The organism is Bradyrhizobium sp. USDA 376 (genome assembly GCF_054063675.1).
On the sequence record NZ_JBSSGN010000001.1, the window covers coordinates 5992828 to 6008162 of the forward strand.

Annotated in this window: 16 protein-coding genes; 10 read left to right on the top strand and 6 right to left on the bottom strand. The window is 64.8% G+C overall.

Annotated features, from left to right (window positions below):
- Positions 1–13: 13 nt before the first annotated feature.
- A complete protein-coding gene (locus tag ACVJ19_RS27700) occupies positions 14–1645 on the bottom strand; it encodes a L,D-transpeptidase (RefSeq protein WP_453952372.1) in 1632 nt (543 codons plus the stop codon).
- A gap of 208 nt (positions 1646–1853) precedes the next feature.
- Between ACVJ19_RS27700 and ACVJ19_RS27705 the strand changes: the two genes are divergently transcribed.
- From ACVJ19_RS27705 to ACVJ19_RS27720, 4 genes are all read left to right on the top strand, one after another.
- On the top strand, positions 1854–2402 hold the full coding sequence (locus ACVJ19_RS27705; RefSeq protein WP_453952373.1) for a CreA family protein: 549 nt from the start codon (positions 1854–1856) through the stop codon (positions 2400–2402).
- A gap of 406 nt (positions 2403–2808) precedes the next feature.
- The gene (locus ACVJ19_RS27710; RefSeq protein ID WP_453952374.1) at positions 2809–3051 is read left to right on the top strand and encodes a hypothetical protein; all 243 of its coding nucleotides are present in this window, start codon (positions 2809–2811) and stop codon (positions 3049–3051) included.
- 11 nt (positions 3052–3062) lie between these two features.
- Positions 3063–3227 (top strand): hypothetical protein, encoded by a 165-nt coding sequence (locus ACVJ19_RS27715; RefSeq protein WP_453952376.1) that lies wholly within the window; start codon positions 3063–3065, stop codon positions 3225–3227.
- Positions 3228–3260: 33 nt separating this feature from the next.
- Positions 3261–3623, top strand: coding sequence for a hypothetical protein (locus tag ACVJ19_RS27720; protein WP_453952377.1), 363 nt, complete (start codon positions 3261–3263; stop codon positions 3621–3623).
- 12 nt (positions 3624–3635) lie between these two features.
- Here the strand turns inward: ACVJ19_RS27720 and ACVJ19_RS27725 are convergent, their stop codons facing one another.
- Together ACVJ19_RS27725 and pdxR are read right to left on the bottom strand one after the other, a co-directional pair.
- Positions 3636–3881 carry a DUF6719 family protein gene (locus ACVJ19_RS27725; protein ID WP_453952378.1) on the bottom strand — a complete coding sequence of 82 codons (246 nt, stop codon included), beginning with the start codon at positions 3879–3881 and terminating at the stop codon, positions 3636–3638.
- 66 nt (positions 3882–3947) lie between these two features.
- Complete coding sequence (gene pdxR / locus ACVJ19_RS27730; protein ID WP_453952379.1) at positions 3948–5432, bottom strand: MocR-like pyridoxine biosynthesis transcription factor PdxR; 1485 nt, start codon at positions 5430–5432, stop codon at positions 3948–3950.
- A gap of 75 nt (positions 5433–5507) precedes the next feature.
- On the opposite strand from pdxR, the gene ACVJ19_RS27735 reads away from it, so the two are divergent.
- From ACVJ19_RS27735 to kynU, 5 genes are all read left to right on the top strand, one after another.
- Complete coding sequence (locus ACVJ19_RS27735; protein ID WP_453952380.1) at positions 5508–6233, top strand: pyridoxamine 5'-phosphate oxidase family protein; 726 nt, start codon at positions 5508–5510, stop codon at positions 6231–6233.
- Between the two features lie 53 nt (positions 6234–6286).
- Positions 6287–7564 carry an ArgE/DapE family deacylase gene (locus ACVJ19_RS27740; protein WP_453952381.1) on the top strand — a complete coding sequence of 426 codons (1278 nt, stop codon included), beginning with the start codon at positions 6287–6289 and terminating at the stop codon, positions 7562–7564.
- Between the two features lie 254 nt (positions 7565–7818).
- Positions 7819–8628, top strand: a complete 810-nt coding sequence (locus ACVJ19_RS27745) for an alpha/beta hydrolase (protein ID WP_453952382.1) — start codon at positions 7819–7821, stop codon at positions 8626–8628.
- Positions 8629–8662: 34 nt separating this feature from the next.
- Positions 8663–9502, top strand: coding sequence for a tryptophan 2,3-dioxygenase (gene kynA / locus ACVJ19_RS27750; RefSeq protein WP_453952383.1), 840 nt, complete (start codon positions 8663–8665; stop codon positions 9500–9502).
- A gap of 8 nt (positions 9503–9510) precedes the next feature.
- Positions 9511–10713 (top strand): kynureninase, encoded by a 1203-nt coding sequence (kynU, locus tag ACVJ19_RS27755; RefSeq protein ID WP_453952384.1) that lies wholly within the window; start codon positions 9511–9513, stop codon positions 10711–10713.
- 39 nt (positions 10714–10752) lie between these two features.
- Here the strand turns inward: kynU and ACVJ19_RS27760 are convergent, their stop codons facing one another.
- Entirely contained in the window at positions 10753–12006 is a 1254-nt protein-coding gene (locus ACVJ19_RS27760; protein WP_453952385.1) for an acyl-CoA dehydrogenase family protein, read from the bottom strand.
- 259 nt (positions 12007–12265) lie between these two features.
- Here ACVJ19_RS27760 and ACVJ19_RS27765 point away from each other — a divergent pair, with 259 nt between their 5' ends.
- On the top strand, positions 12266–13216 hold the full coding sequence (locus tag ACVJ19_RS27765; protein ID WP_453952386.1) for a helix-turn-helix domain-containing protein: 951 nt from the start codon (positions 12266–12268) through the stop codon (positions 13214–13216).
- 15 nt (positions 13217–13231) lie between these two features.
- Here the strand turns inward: ACVJ19_RS27765 and ACVJ19_RS27770 are convergent, their stop codons facing one another.
- Positions 13232–13750 (bottom strand): flavin reductase family protein, encoded by a 519-nt coding sequence (locus ACVJ19_RS27770; RefSeq protein WP_453952387.1) that lies wholly within the window; start codon positions 13748–13750, stop codon positions 13232–13234.
- A 14-nt stretch (positions 13751–13764) separates the two neighbouring features.
- Positions 13765–15183, bottom strand: a complete 1419-nt coding sequence (locus ACVJ19_RS27775; protein ID WP_453952388.1) for an LLM class flavin-dependent oxidoreductase — start codon at positions 15181–15183, stop codon at positions 13765–13767.
- Positions 15184–15335 lie beyond the last annotated feature (152 nt).

Sequence of the window (15335 nt, forward strand, 5' to 3'; positions counted from 1 at the left end):
GCGTTATCGCGCGCTAGTACAGCCGAACTATGAAATCGGTGCCTTCGCCGGTCTCGCCCTGGTTGATGCCCTGGTCGGAGACGATGATCGAGCCGCCGGAGGTCAGCATCTCGTTGACCTTCGCCATGGTATCGGCGGGGACCGAGATGCGGTCGAGCGCCTCGGCCGGGCTGTCCGGCGTTACCACCGGCTTTGCGGCGACGGGGATCACGGCGGCGCCACCCTTGCGGCGCGCAACGCGGCCGTCGTCCTCGCGCGCGGCGGAACGGGCGGTGACGGGCAGCGACAGCACCGACCAATGCAGCGCATTGGAATCGGCCTTGTCGACTTCGGCGGTGAAGACATGCGTGCCGAGCGGCCGGTCGCTCGCGGCGATCGTCACGGGCACCTCGAATAGCGGCGCAAAATTCTGGCGCACGTAGAGCTTGGAATCCTTGCGGCTGATGAAGACGGCGATCTGGCCGGCCCGCTTGGGCGCGTCCGGCTTTGCCGCCGGCGCGGGATCGGCGACGCGGGTCTCGTCTTTTTTGGCGTCCGGTGCGGGCGCCGTAGCCGTCGCGGCGGCGTCGGGCTTCTTGGCGGAATCGGCAGCTTCAGTCTTCGCCGTCTCGGACTTTGCCGCTTCTGACTTTGGCGCGTCGGATTTTGGCGTGTCGCTCTTGGCAGCCTCGACCTTGTCGTCGGTCGCCGTCGGAGCCTTGGGCGCTTCCGCGGCCTCGGCGGTCTTCGTCTCGGAGGTCGCAGGCACGTCAACCTTGTCGGTCGATGCGGCGGCTTCGTTGCGCGCCCGTGCATTGCCGGTCGTCATGTCCGACATCACGGTGTGGCCGACGGACGAGCGCAGATCCGGCATTGCCTCGGCGCTGGCGGTCCTGGTCTCGAGCGGCTTAGCTTCAGTGATCTTGGCTTCAGTGATCTTGGCGGTCGCGCCCTTGTCGGCCTTGTCGCCGACATTGGTCTGCGGCTCCAGGCTGGCCGCCGGCTGCGGCGGCACGCGCACCGAAGCGAGCAGCGGATGCTGGAAGCTGTGAGGCGTCATCTCGCCGGGCGTGACGATGACGCGCGCGCCCATCTTGGTCCAATTCCACATCTTGACCGCGAACGCCATCGGCATGCGGATGCAGCCGTGCGAGGCCGGATAGCCCGGCAGCACGCCGGCATGCATGGCAACGCCGGACCAGGTGATCCGCTGCATGTACGGCATCGGCGCGCCGCTATAGATGTTGGAGTGGTGGAATTTGTGCTTCTGGATGACGCTGAAGACACCCATCGGCGTCGAATGGCCCGTCATGCCGGTCGATACCGGGGATTCCGCGAACACGCCGTTGGTGTCGTAGACCGTCACCTTCTGCCGATCGATCGAGACGACGATGACGAGGGGACCTTGCGGCTTGCTGCCGGCTTCCTTCTCGGCGACGATCGCTTTCTTGCCCGCGGCGCCGCGCTTCTGCGGCGGCTTCTGGCGCGGAATGTCGGGATGCCGATCCTGCCGGGCGTAATAGGACCCGTCGGAATAATCCGTCCAATAATAAAACGCTGCGTCAGCCTGGCTTGCCGTTCCGATCGCACCCGCAGCCGTCAAAATGGCGACCCGCCAAATCCGCGCTGGCTTGGCAGCAAAACCGGACCCGTTCACGCTATTCATCCTCGAATCCATAATCCCAATCAGACATTAGTCTCGCAGAGGGGATACGCGTTCACCAGCAAGGCGGTTCTGCCATCAGCTGCTTTTGTCCAAGACGTAGCAAAAAAGCCTCACGGAGCGGTAAACGGCGGCCGCGCCCGGCTTGCCGTCGTCTTCCTGACCGGCCGGCCGATGCCTACATTGCGGGGACTTGTTACCGGAGAACTTCATGTCATCTCGTTTCCCCGGTCTTTCCGGCATCCGCTTGAAAGGCCTCGCTTTATTCCTCCTGGCCCTGGTCGTGCCGCTGGCTTCCGCATCCGCCGCCGATGAGCCCGATCTGATCTTCCGCCGCTCCACCGTGTTCAAATGGATGAGCCCGAACGACAAGCTCGCGACCTATGGTCTCGACGACCCCGAAGTCGAGGGCGTGGCCTGTCATTTCACGGTGCCGGAGAAGGGCGGTTTCAAGGGCTGGCTGGGGTTGGCCGAGGAGGTCTCGGATATCTCGCTGGCCTGCCGCCAGGTCGGTCCCATCAAGTTCAGGAGCAAGATGGAGCAGGGCGACGACATGTTCCGTCAGCGCCGCTCACTGTTCTTCAAGAAGATGCAGATCGTGCGCGGCTGTGATGCCAAGCGCAACGTGCTGGTCTACATGGTCTATTCGGACAAGCTGATCGAGGGCTCGCCGAAGAACTCGACCTCGACCGTGCCGATCATGCCGTGGGGACCGGCCGACGCCAACGTCCAGAAGTGCGGTGAATTCTTCACTCAGTGACGAACCTGCGTTCACTCCAGTGACGCGCTTGCGTTCACTCAGTGACGCGTTCGCGGCTGACGCGCGGTTTTGCGAGATGCGAGCCGGTCAGCCGCACGAACATCTGCGGCGCGGCTTCGAAGCCGCGGCTCGACTGCTGTGCCATTTCGTTCGCCGAAGTGGCGCGGCTGCGAGCAGGTCGTTGATCTCCGCGGTCCGTCCGTTGGTCCGCCTCGCGCGGCGTTGCGCGATCTTGCGCCATCATGATGGCTATTCCTCACGTGGATGCGCCCGGTGATCCCGGCGTCTCGGTTTCGATGGCTTGGGTCGCGGCCAAAGCATCCCCGGTTCGACCGGACCCAGCCTTCGTTTGGCTCCTCTTCAGCAGAAAAACGTAAAACGCATGTGAAGCGTGCAAGGCGGGCGCATGACGATGCCGGCGCCCGGTACCGTTGCGCACTGCGACAGCGACTTGCGAGGCCGCTTTGAGCCGCCGCGCGACCTCACTGAAATGATTGGCATTTTCCGAGAATTGTTTCGTCGCCTCGAGCCGGACGAAACAATTCGCAACCGGATGAAACCATTTTCCGCTTTTGGCGCATCACGCGCGAAACCGCCCATGGTTATCAGCTCCACAACGACGACGGCGCACTGCCGGCCACGGAATTGAGGGACAAGACCATGCGCGCGCTCAGCTTCATCCTTGCTTTCGGCTTCGTGCTCGCCGGTTCCTCATTCGCGGGCATGCCCGACGGCAATCTCCCTGGCGTCGGCACCTTCCAGTACACTGGCTCGCCGGTCATGACGCCGGCGCCGCAGCCGATCGTGGTCGCCGCGCGCTTCTGATCGCCACTGCGAAAATCAGCCGGCAAGGCCATCATGTTGCTTCGATTCTGCGCCGCAGCGTTCATCTCCCTTCTGACGATCAATTCCGTGCAGGCGCAGGTGCGCGCGCCGTCGCGGCTGCCGGATCCGCGCAGCGAATTCGTGCGTCAGTGTGCGCCGCGCATGCTCGGGCGCTGGGAGCATCCGGAAGAGGTCTGCGGCTGCCTGCACGACCATGCCGCCGCTGTGGTCGAGGACCGCGATTTGCGCGAAGCGCTGCTGCGCGGCATCAGCGAGACGGGCGTGCCGACGATCGAGACCGATTGGGTGCCGACATCAAAGCAAAGCGAGATCGGCCCGACCTTCACCAAGATCGCCAAGCCGACCCTTCAGTGCATGTTCGATCCGGCCAAGTAGCTGCTCAGATCATCATTTCGTTTTCGGCCCGTGTCGCGGCACGCAGGAGCTCGTGCGCGAGACGCCCTTGTCGGTCATCTTCGCGCCGCGCACTTCCTTGACCTGACCGGCAGGGCAGGTTCCGTCATCCACGAGCACGCGCTGGCCGAGCTTCAGATCCACGATGTCCTGCTCGCGTCCGATGGTCGCTGCGCGTGCCGTCGAGGCAAGCGCGATGGAGATCAGGAGCGAGAGGCAGGTCGCGTGGCGCAGCAGCATGATGTGAGTCCCGGCATGGATGCCGCAATCTAGGGAGCGGCGTGCGATTCTCATAGTGAAGCTTCGTCACGTCCGGCGAGCCGGCTTGCCCCTTGCGCGCAAGGACGCGCGCGCCTCTCGTGCGAGCCGCGCGGCGGATGCCACCAGCTGCGGAACCGGATGTCCGGAAAATCCCAGCACGAAACCGGGCAGGGGCCGTGCGCGCGAATAGGTGTCGGCGAGCAGCCAGCCCTCCGCGCCGGCTGCCTGCTTCGCCTCGGCTGCGACCGCCAGCTCGACCGATGGATCGAACCGGGCAACAAGATGCAGGCCCTGTGATGGCACCGGCACCGACAGCACACCGTCGGATGCGGCTTCGAGCGTCCCGGCCAGTGCATCGCGCGCCTCGCGATAGAGCTTTCGTACCCGTTTCAGGTTCGCGGCGAACGCGCCGGAATTGAGCATGTCGGCCACCGCGCCTTCCATCAGCGTGCCGGGAAAGCGGTCGAGCGCGGCGCGTGCGGCGGTCACATCGCCGATCAGGCGCTCGGGCAGGGCGCAATAACCGATGCGCAAGCCGGGAAACAGCGTCTTGGCGAACGTGCCCATATAGATCACGCGCTGGAGGTGATCGATGCCGGCGAGCGACATCAGCGGTGCGCCGTCATAGCGGAACTCGCTGTCGTAATCGTCCTCCAGCACGAAGGCGCCGGCTTGCCTCGCCCAGTCCAGCAGCTCCAGCCGTCGCGGCATCGACATCTGCACGCCCAGCGGAAACTGATGCGACGGCGTCACATAGGCCGCGCGCGCGGAGGGAGCCGCGGTGCGACCCCTGGCGACGCGCATGCCGTGCTCGTCCACCGGAACGGGCACGGCGCGATAGCCGCAATGCATGATGGTTTTTCGCGCGGCAGGGTAGCCTGGGTCTTCGCACCACACTTGATCGCTCGCCTTCAGGATCGCGCTCAGCACGATGCGCAGCGCATGCAGCGTGCCTGACGTCAGCATGATCTGGTCGGGATCGCAGCGCAGCCCGCGCGCCGACAGCAGATGATCGGCAATCGCGGCGCGCAGCTCGCGGCTGCCGCGGGGATCGCCATAATGCAGATGCTCGGACCCGAATGCGCGCATGCGGCGGCCGACGAAGGCGCGAAAGCGCTGCACGGCGCGTTCGTCGATATGGGTGCAGCCGAGCGCGAACGCGCCTTGTCCTGGCGTTTCCACCTTCACCTTCGGCTTCTTCGGCTCAGCCGCGCGCGCCGGAATCCGCGCGGCGACGAAGGTGCCGGAGCCGACAGTTGCGTCGGCAAAGCCATCGGCGATCAGGCGCTCATAGGCGGTGACGACGGCGTTGCGCCGGAAGCCCGTTTGCTTCGCCAGCGTCCGAGACGGCGGCAGCGGCTCGCCGGGCTTGACGAGGCCGGAGACGATCATCTCGCAAAGTGCCTGGTAGAGCCGGTGCGCGGCGGAGGCGCCTGGCGTGATGTGCACCCCGGTGAGGTCGAGTGGAAGCTCGGGCTTTGACGGAGAAGGGGTCTTGGCCGCGGAAAAATTGGTCGGAATTTTTTGCATGGAATTGGCACTATCGCAGACCAAATCCGCGGCTACAACTGGCCTGGAATTGTTCCAAGCCCGATAGGAGCGGCCGTGAGCCAGACCGAAACCTCGAATTCGTATCCGACGTCAGCGCGCAACCAGGTCAAGCGCCGTCACGACCGCGGCTTCTACGATCACGACACGGTCCACCGCATCCTGGATTCCTCGATGCTCTGCCACGTCTCCTATGTGATCGACGGCCAGCCCTATTGCACGCCGACCTTCTTCTGGCGCGAGGGAACGAGGCTCTACTGGCACGGTTCGAGCGCGAGCCGCATGTTGCGCAACCAGACCAGGGGCGAGCGTGTCTGCCTGACGGTTTCCCATCTCGACAGTCTCGTGCTGGCGCGCTGCGGCTTCAACCATTCCGCCGATTACCGCGCGGTTATGGCGTTCGGCACCGCCTATCTCGTCACCGACCCCGAGGAGAAGGAGCGTGCGGTGATCGCGATGGTCGACCGCTTCTTCCCGGATCGCACCGCGAGCCTGCGGGCGAGCAGCACGCAGGAGATCAAGGCGACCTCCTTCATCGCCATGGAGATCGAGGAGGCCTCGGCAAAAATCCGCGCCAAGGGCGTGGCTGACGACGACGAGGACTATGCGTTGCCGATCTATGCCGAGCGCATCCCCGTGCGCACCGTGCTCGGCGCGCCGGAGCCATGTCCGCGCCTGCTCGAGGGTGTAAGCCGCCCTGCGACGCTCAATGGCTATTCGGAAGGCCGACTGCTCGAAGATGCATTGCGGGATGCATATTTTGTGGAGTACCCGAACGGCTGAAATCGGCTAGCTTGCGCGCTCCTAGGGATCAATGAAGTGCCAGGAGTTGCCTGATGAATGCCGAAACGCAGCAAAGGATTCTCGACGCCGTCGACGCCGGTTTCGAAGCCCAGCTTGCGACCACACGCGATTTCGTCGCGATCCCCTCGACCCGCGGGGCCGAGGGGCCGTGCCAGGACATGATCGGCGACCTCCTGCGCGAGCGTGGCTACGAGGTCGACGACTGGCACATCAACGTCGACGATCTCAAGGATCTGCGCGGCTTCGGCCCGATCGAGCACGATTTCTCCAAGGCGCGCTCGGTGGTGGGTACCTACCGTCCGCAAACGAATGGCGGCAAATCGCTGATCCTCCAGGGCCACTGCGACGTGGTGCCGGCAGGGCCTCTCGAGTTGTGGGACACGCCGCCGTTCTCGCCTGTCATCAAGGACGGCAAGATGTTCGGCCGCGGCGCCTGCGACATGAAGTCGGGCACCATCGGCGCGCTCTATGCGCTCGACGCGATCAAGGCGGCGGGCTTGAAGCCAACCGCGCGCATTCATTTCCAGTCCGTGATCGAGGAGGAGAGCACCGGCGTCGGCGCGCTTTCGACGCTGCAGCGCGGCTATCGTGCGGATGCCTGCTTCATCCCGGAGCCGACCGGCGGCAAGATGGTGCGCTCGCAAGTCGGCGTGATCTGGTTCCGGCTGCGCGTGAAGGGACACCCGACCCATGTCGCCTTTGCCGGCTCCGGCTCCAATGCGATCATGGCGGCCTATCATCTCGTCCACGCCCTGCAAAAGCTCGAGATCGAGTGGAACGAGCGGGCCAAGGCCGATCGCCATTTCAAGACGCTGAACCATCCCATCAACTTCAACCCCGGCATCATCAAGGGCGGCGACTGGGCCTCCAGCGTCCCGGCCTGGTGCGACGTCGACTGCCGCATCGCGATCCTGCCGGGCTGGTCGGTCGCCGATCACCAGAAGGAGATTCTGGCCTGTGTTGCGGCTGCCTCGCGCAACCACCGCTTCCTCGCCAACAATCCGCCAGAGATCGAATGGTCGGGCTTCCTGTCGGAAGGCTATGAGCTGACCGGCGCGGCGGAGCCGGAGGCTGCGTTCGGCAAGGCCTTCAACAAGGTCTATGGCGGTGCGGTCGAAGACCTCGTCTTCACGGCGCTGACCGATACGCGCTTCTACGGCCTGAACCACGGCATCCCGAGCCTCTGCTTCGGCGCCAGCGGCGGCGAGATGCACGGCTTCAACGAGTATGTCGACCTGGACTCGCTGAAGAAAACCACCAAGGCGATGGCGCTGTTCATCGCGGAATGGTGCGGGGTGGAGAAGGCGTAGCGGTCGCCTCAGGCACGGCTCTCGTAGGGTGGGCAAGGGCGCACTTGCGCCGTGCCCACGAGTTCTACCCGACATGACCAAGTGCGTGGGCACGCTTCGCTTTGCCCACCCTACGGTCTCTCGGTCGGAGCGCCACTGCCCAATCCACCGGCTTCCTCAAATCCTTTAAGCTTAAAATAAAGACTAGGATGCGGCCGTTCCCGGTGGCAGACTAGCGCGCGGTCGCAGGACCTGAGTCCGCCGAGGGATGAACGATGCGCGATTGGGATGATGCTTACGCCAATTCGGCCCATATCCCGGGCTCGGACAAGTTGCCGGCGCTGTGGACGGAGCGGGCGGCCGCCTACCGCGCCGGGCTGAAGGAGTTTCGCGCCGACATCGCCTATGGCTCCGGTGAACGCCAGACGCTTGACCTGATCCTGCCTGACGGCGGCAGCAAGGGCCTCGTCGTGTTCGTCCATGGCGGCTACTGGATGCGCTTCGACAAGTCGACCTGGACGGATCTGGCCGAAGGTGCACGCCATCATGGCTGGGCCGTAGCGCTGCCGAGTTACACGCTGGCGCCCGCCGCGCGCATCTCCGACATGACAGCCGAAATCACCGCCGCGATCGCGAAAGCGGCCTCGCTCGTCTCCGGCCCGATCCGGCTCGCCGGGCATTCGGCCGGCGGCCATCTCGTCACCCGCATGCTGTGCGACGACAGCCGGCTCGAACCCGCGGTCTTCAACCGCATCGCCGGCACGCTCTCGATCAGCGGCCTGCACGATCTTCGTCCGCTGCTCAAGACGAAGATGAACGACACGCTACGCATGACGATGGAGGAGGCGACGCTGGAAAGCGCGGCGCTGCATCGGCCGCGCGGCCATTCGCCCGTGACCGCCTGGGTCGGCGGCGGCGAGCGCCCCGAATTCATCCGCCAGTCCGACCTGCTGGCCAATGTCTGGACCGGTTTCGACGTGGCGACGCACCTCGTGATCGAGCCTGCGCTGAACCATTTCACCGTGATCGACGGGCTCAAGGATCCGTCGTCGCAGATCACCGCGCGCCTGATCGGCCTCGACTGACGAGGGCCGGGACGATCGATCGAAAGGGCAAGCCATGACGTCCAGCGATTACGATCCCGCAAGCGAAGGCGCCGAGACCGATTTCGCCCGGCGCATGTCCTATGGCAATTATCTCGCGCTCGACGCGATCCTCGGCGCCCAGCATCCGCTGTCGGAGGCGCATGACGAGATGCTGTTCATCATCCAGCATCAGACCACGGAGCTGTGGATGCGGCTTGCCATCCACGAGCTCAGCGCGGCGCGCCGCGCCATCGCCAAAGACGAGGTTGCCCCCGCGATGAAGATGCTGGCGCGGATGTCGCGCATCTTCGAGCAGCTCAACAACGCCTGGGACGTGCTGCGCACCATGACGCCGAGCGAGTACACGCGCTTCCGCTCGCAACTCGGCCAGTCCTCGGGCTTCCAGTCGCGCCAATACCGCCTGATCGAATTTTTGCTCGGCAATCGCAACCATGCGATGCTCAAGCCGCACGTTCACGATGCGGAAACGACAAAACTGCTCGAGGCCGAGCTGGCGACGCCCAGCCTCTATGACGAGGTGCTCAGGCTTGCCGACCGCAACGGACTGAAGATGCCGGCGGCCGTGCTGGCGCGCGACGTCCGCGAGACCCACAGCTTCAACGAGGGCGTGCTGCAGGCCTGGCGTATCGTCTATGAGGCGCCGGAGACGCACTGGATGCTCTACGAGCTCGCCGAGAAGCTGGTCGATTTCGAGGACTATTTCCGGCGCTGGCGCTTCAACCATGTGACCACAGTCGAGCGCGTCATCGGCTTCAAGCGCGGCACCGGTGGCACCGGTGGCGTCAGCTATCTCAAGCGTATGCTCGAGGTCGAGCTGTTTCCCGAACTCTGGCGCGTCCGCACCATCCTGTAGAAATGGCCATGACCAGATATCGCGTCTATGACGACACCAAGGCTCTGTTCCATCTGCCTGACGGCGTGATCTATCTCGTCGGCAACTCGCTCGGCGCGTTGCCGCTGGGCGTCGCCGAGCGCGTCAAACGCGTCATCACGACCGAATGGGGCAACGAGCTGATCCGCGCCTGGAACACCGCAGGCTGGTACGCCCAGCCGCGCCATGTCGGTGACCGCATCGCCCAGCTGATCGGTGCGGAATCCGGCTCGGTGATGGTCGGCGACACGCTGTCGCTGAAGGTCTACCAGGCGTTGGCGGCTGCGCTCGACATGAATGCCTCGCGCAAGGTCGTCCTGTCGGATACCGGCAATTTCCCGACCGATCTCTACATGGCCGAGGGCCTGATCGCGACGCTCGGGCGCGGCCACCAATTGCGCCTGGTGGCCCCGGAGGAGATCGAGGCCGCGCTGTCCGAGGAGATCGCGGTGCTCTACATCACCGAGGTCGACTACCGCACTGGCCGCCGCCACGACATGGCGAAGCTGACTGCAAGAGCGCATGCGCTCGGCATCGTCACGGTCTGGGATCTCGCCCATTCGGCCGGTGCGCTGCCGGTCGATCTCGCCGGCTGCGGCGCCGATTTCGCTGCGGGGTGTACCTACAAATACATCAACGCCGGCCCGGGGGCGCCGGCCTTCCTCTACGTCGCACCGCGCCACGCCGATACTGCGCGTGCGGCGCTGTCGGGCTGGATGGGCCACGCAAAACCGTTTGCGTTCGAGCTTGCCTATGCTGCCGCCGGCGGCGTCGAGCGCATGCGCGTGGGCACCCCGCCGGTGCTGGCAATGGCCGCGCTGGAGGCCTCGCTCGACATATGGGATCGTGTCGATATCGCCGAGGTCCGCGCGCGCTCGCTGGCGCTCGGCGATCTCCTGATCGCCGAGGTCGAACGCCGCTGCCCGTCCTTGAAGCTCGTCACCCCGCGCGCGCATGAACGCCGCGGCTCGCAGGTCTCCTTCGCCTTCGACGGCGGCTACGCCGCCATGCAGGCGTTGATCGCCCGCGGCGTCATCGGCGATTTCCGTGCCCCCGACATCATGCGGTTCGGCCTCACGCCGCTGTATATCGGCGAGAGCGAGATCATGAAAGCGGCCGAAATCATCGAGGAGGTGATTTCGGGCGAGGTGTGGCGGCGGCCGGAATATCAGGTCGTGAACGCCGTGACGTGAGCGGGGAGGACCGGCACCGCGGGCGGATCCTCCCCGCGTTCAGGCGCCGAACGTGCCGTAAGGCGCGAAATGCGGGTCGTAGGACGGGCTCTTGATGATGCTGTGGAGCTGTCGGCGGCGAGCCCCCATGTTGCCGCCGTCATAGAGCGGAAAGCACATCGCGTCGTTCATGAGCTCTGCCAGCGGGTGCATGTCGGTGTAGCTGTCGACCCCGACCAGGCGCATGCAGTCGTAGACGACATCCACGCAGGTCTCCGAGCAGAACACTTTCGTCATCACGGCGAGCTCGTGCTCCTTTCCGCCCGAGAGATCGTATTGCTGGCAGGATTTCCAGGTCAGGTAGCGGCAGGCTTCGATCTTCATCTTTATGTCGGCCAGCATGTAGCCGACGGTTGGATAGTCGATGATGGGGTGGGGCCCGGAGCGGGCATCCTTCCTGGCAAAGGCGAGCGCGTGATCGAAGGCGGCCCGCATGACGCCGACGCAGGCGGCGCCGATCAGCGCGGCGGTCCAGGCGAAGTTGGTGGAGACGATCTTGATCCCGTCGCCGGGCTTGCCAATGATGTTGTCGGCGGGAACGCGGACATTCTCGAACTTCATCCGCGGCGAGATCGTGGCACGGTGCCCCGCCGTGTCCAGAATTCCCGTCACCTGCACGCCGGGCAGGTTGCCCGGCACCATGATGACGGCGAGCGACTCCTGCGCACCCTTGCTCGGATCGGTTCGGCACACCACGGCATAGAGATGGCAGTTCTTGCCGTCCCAGCCGGTCCCATTGGTCGTGTAGTGCTTCTCGCCATTGATGACCCATTCATCGCCCTCGCGCCTGGCGAAGGTCTTCACGCCGTAGCGCGGATCGGGCGCATCGAAGTTTGCGCCACCCGTCACCTCGGTGAAGGCCAGCGCGCCAAGCCGGGTTCCGTCCGCGATGAAGTCGGGCAGGAAGCGCTTCTTCTGCGCCACGGTGCCGAAGAACACGATGGGTTTGACGCAGAGACCGGTCCCGAGCAGCGTGCTCGGCACGTTGACATCGACCGCGGCCAGCTCTTCGGCGGCGATGGCGAAGTCGAGTGCGGGAACGTCGGTGCCGCCGACCTCCTTCGGAAACAGCCCTTTGACGAAGCCGGCTTCGACCGCCTTCTTGTGAAACGGCCGCGTCGCATAGAAGCGCTCGTCCGGCTTGCTGTACTGGCGGATCGTCGGCCGGACGTCCTTCAGCACGGTGTTGGCGAAGCTGCGTGCGCCTTCGCGAAGCGCGGCCTGTTCCGGGCTGAGCGTGAAATCGATAGGCATGGCTTCCTCCTCAAGACATCGAGACGTGTCGACGCGCCGCCGTCCCATGGCGCGCCTCGATTGAGGAAGGAAGGCTATGCGCGGGCGCAACGACGGTCTTGCCCGACAGCGCCCAGGCTTTGTGCTGACAGTGAACAAGCTGGATCGGGCAGCCCTTCTGTCTCATCTGTTGCCGAATGTTTGTGCTGCATGCCGTTGCTGCTCTGGCATGGAAAGTGCTTTTTCAGAGGCCAGTCTCACTCTGTGTCGAGGATTTGCCATGGAGACCTGGACCACGAACGATCTGCCCGAGCGGGATCAGTTCAGCTACTGGAGAGAGGTCCTCTGCGAGGCCTATATCGCGCTCAATCCGGTACGCGAGCCCGCGGCGGGCGGTTTTGCCGGGCATGTCACCGCCCATCCGCTTTCGACGATCAACGTCACCACCATCTCGTCCGGCCGTCAGAAGATCTATCGCGGGCGCTCCGAGATCAGCCGCATGCCGACGGAAGTCTATTTTCTCAATCTCCAGCTCCGGGGGCAATGCTGCATGCAGCAGGGCGATCGTGCCGCGCTGCTCAATCCCGGCGAATTCTCGATCGTGGATTCGACGGAGCCTTATCTCAACGACTATTGCAGTGACGATTGGGAGCAATACTCGTTCCGGATTCCGCGGCATCTGCTGCGCCCGCTGCTGCGCAATCCCGACAAGGCGACGGCCACGATCGTCGCCGACAATGGCGGGGTCGGCACGGTCGCCATCGATCTGCTCAAGTCGATCGTGCGCAATGTCGAGGGACTTTCGCCGACCGGCGCAATGCTGAGTAGTAGCATGGTCGAGCTCGTGGCCATGTCGCTCGGTGCGACGCAGGCGACCCAGGAGATGGCGAAAGGCTCCGCGCGGCAGGCGCTATGTGCCTCGCTGGTCGCTCACATCGAGACGAACGTCGCCGATCCCGAGCTGGCGCCGGCCAAGGTCGCCGCCCATTTCGGCATCTCCGTGCGCTATCTGCACAAGGTGCTGGAGGAGGGCGGCCGCTCGTTCGGCCGCCTGGTCCTGGAGCAGCGCCTCGAGCGCTGTGCCAGGGATTTCGTGAAGCAGAAGGCGGACAGCGAGACGGTGACCGAGATCGCCTTGCGCTGGGGCTTCAACGACCTCTCGCATTTCAGCCGGACATTTCGCCAGCGGTTCGGAAAGACGCCGCGGGAATTTCGCAGCGAGGGCGCGTGAACCGCCGGCGCCTCGTCAGGCGGCCCGCTCCAGGCGCCTGAATGCACTGTCCATGTAGAGCAGGGGATCGACGTCCTGCTCGGCGAGCCCGACCTGCAAGACCTCACCCAGGAAGATGGTGTGGGTCTCGTAGGCGAGCCGCTGCACCACCTTGCAATCGAACGCGGCGAGCGCCGAGGCCAGCACGGGCGCGCCGGTGATCAGCGTCTGCCAATCGCCGGACGTGAACCGCTCTGCGCGGCGCGCCGATTTTGAAAAGACGTCGACAAGTTCGAGGTCGGCGGCGGCCAGCAGGTTGACGGCATAGACGCCGGACCGATCGATGACATCGTGCGCCGAGGCGCTCCTGTTGATGCAGACCAACAGGGTCGGCGGCGCCGTGCTGACCGAGCTGATCGCGGTTGCAACCAGCCCGGCGCGCTGTCCGGCGGCGGCGCTCGTGATGAGCGCGACGCCGGAGGCAAATCTCCGCATGCCCGACTTGAAGGCGTTGGCCCTCGACATCGCGTCGAAGGCGAGCTCGGAACGGTCCATGGCAGGCTCGTTTCTCATGCGCGTTCCGTCTGCCACTTGACGCCGGTGCTGCCTGCGCTCTTCTCGCCGCCGCCCTTGAAGGCCCCGCGATAGCGCGCGGCGGGGTGGCGCTCGTTCAGCCGGCCGCCGCTGCCGGGGAACATCTTCTCGCGCAATGTGCCCGGCGTATATTCGCGCTGGGCAAGGCCGCGTTTCTGAAGCACCGGGATGACGTGTTCGATGAAGTCGCGATAGGAGCCCGGAAAATACTGGCAGATCATGTTGATGCCATCGACGCCAGCATCCTGCCAGGCCTCGAGCTGATCGGCGATGCTCTCGGGCGTCCCGACGATCCGGCTGTTGTAGGACAGCGCGTAGGCGAGGTCCTGGACGCGCGCCTTCTTGCCGGGATTGCTCGCCTCGAACATGCTGATGAATCCGCGCAGGCCCTCGATGTTGGCCTGTTCGATCGGCATGTCGCGGTCGAGCATGCCGAGGTCGATGCCCATGTCGCGGCTGATATGAGCGGCGAGACCGTCATAGCTGACGCCCTTGTCGATCTCGTCGGACTTGCGCCAGGCCTCTTCCTCGGTGCTGCCCACGACGAAGGAGAAGCCCTGGATGAACTTCAGGTCCTCCGGCCGCCGTCCGTTCGCCTCCGCGACGGCGCGGGTCGCCGCGATGCCTTTGCGCGCACCTTCAATGGTCGGATAGAGCACGAAGGTGCCTTCCGCGTTGCGTGCGGCGAAGGACTGGCCGACCGGCGAGGCGCCGGCCTGGTACAGCACCGGCGTGCGCTGCGGCGAGGGCGAGCAGAGATGCGGCCCCAGCACCCGGTAGCGCTCGCCGGAATGATAGATGCGGTGGATCTTGCTGGCATCGGCATAGACGCCGTTCTCCCTGTCGCCGAGCACGGCACCTTCGTCCCACGAGCCTTCCCAGAGCTTGTAGACCACCTCCATGTATTCATCGGCGCGGCGGTAGCGCTCGTCATGCGGGATGATCTCGTCGAAGCCGAAATTCTGCGCGGCGTTGTGGCTGACGCTGGTGACGATGTTCCAGCCGATCCGTCCGTTGCTGAGATGATCCAGCGTCGACAGCCGGCGCGCGAAGCTGAACGGATGCTCCGACATGATGGAGCTGGTGAAGGTGAGGCCGAGATTCTCGGTGACGCCGATCAGGACCGCGGAGAGCGCAGCGGAATCGTTGCAGGGGATTTGCAAGCCTTCCCTAATGTAGGTGTCCCATGATCCTTTGTAGGCCGGGTCGATGCCGATGACGTCGGCGAGGAACAGCGCGTCGAAGCAGCCTTGCTCCAGGAGCTTGGTCAGCTCGATCCAGGTGCTGAGCTTGTCGAAATGCATCTGCGTGCTGTCGGGGTGGCGCCACAGACCGTGATAGATGTGGGAGACGACGTTCATCGAGAAGCAGTTGAGGATCAGACGATTGCGCATGGACAGGCCCCTGGGTTGCGAAGGTTTCGTCGGATCAGAGGCTAGCGACGTGCCGGTGGAGCGTCTTGCTTCCGCGCGCCCGGCGTTTGTGCTGGGAGGGAACAGGTGAGGTGAGCGTGCGGTGCTTGAAATTCACGTTCGGTGTTTCCACA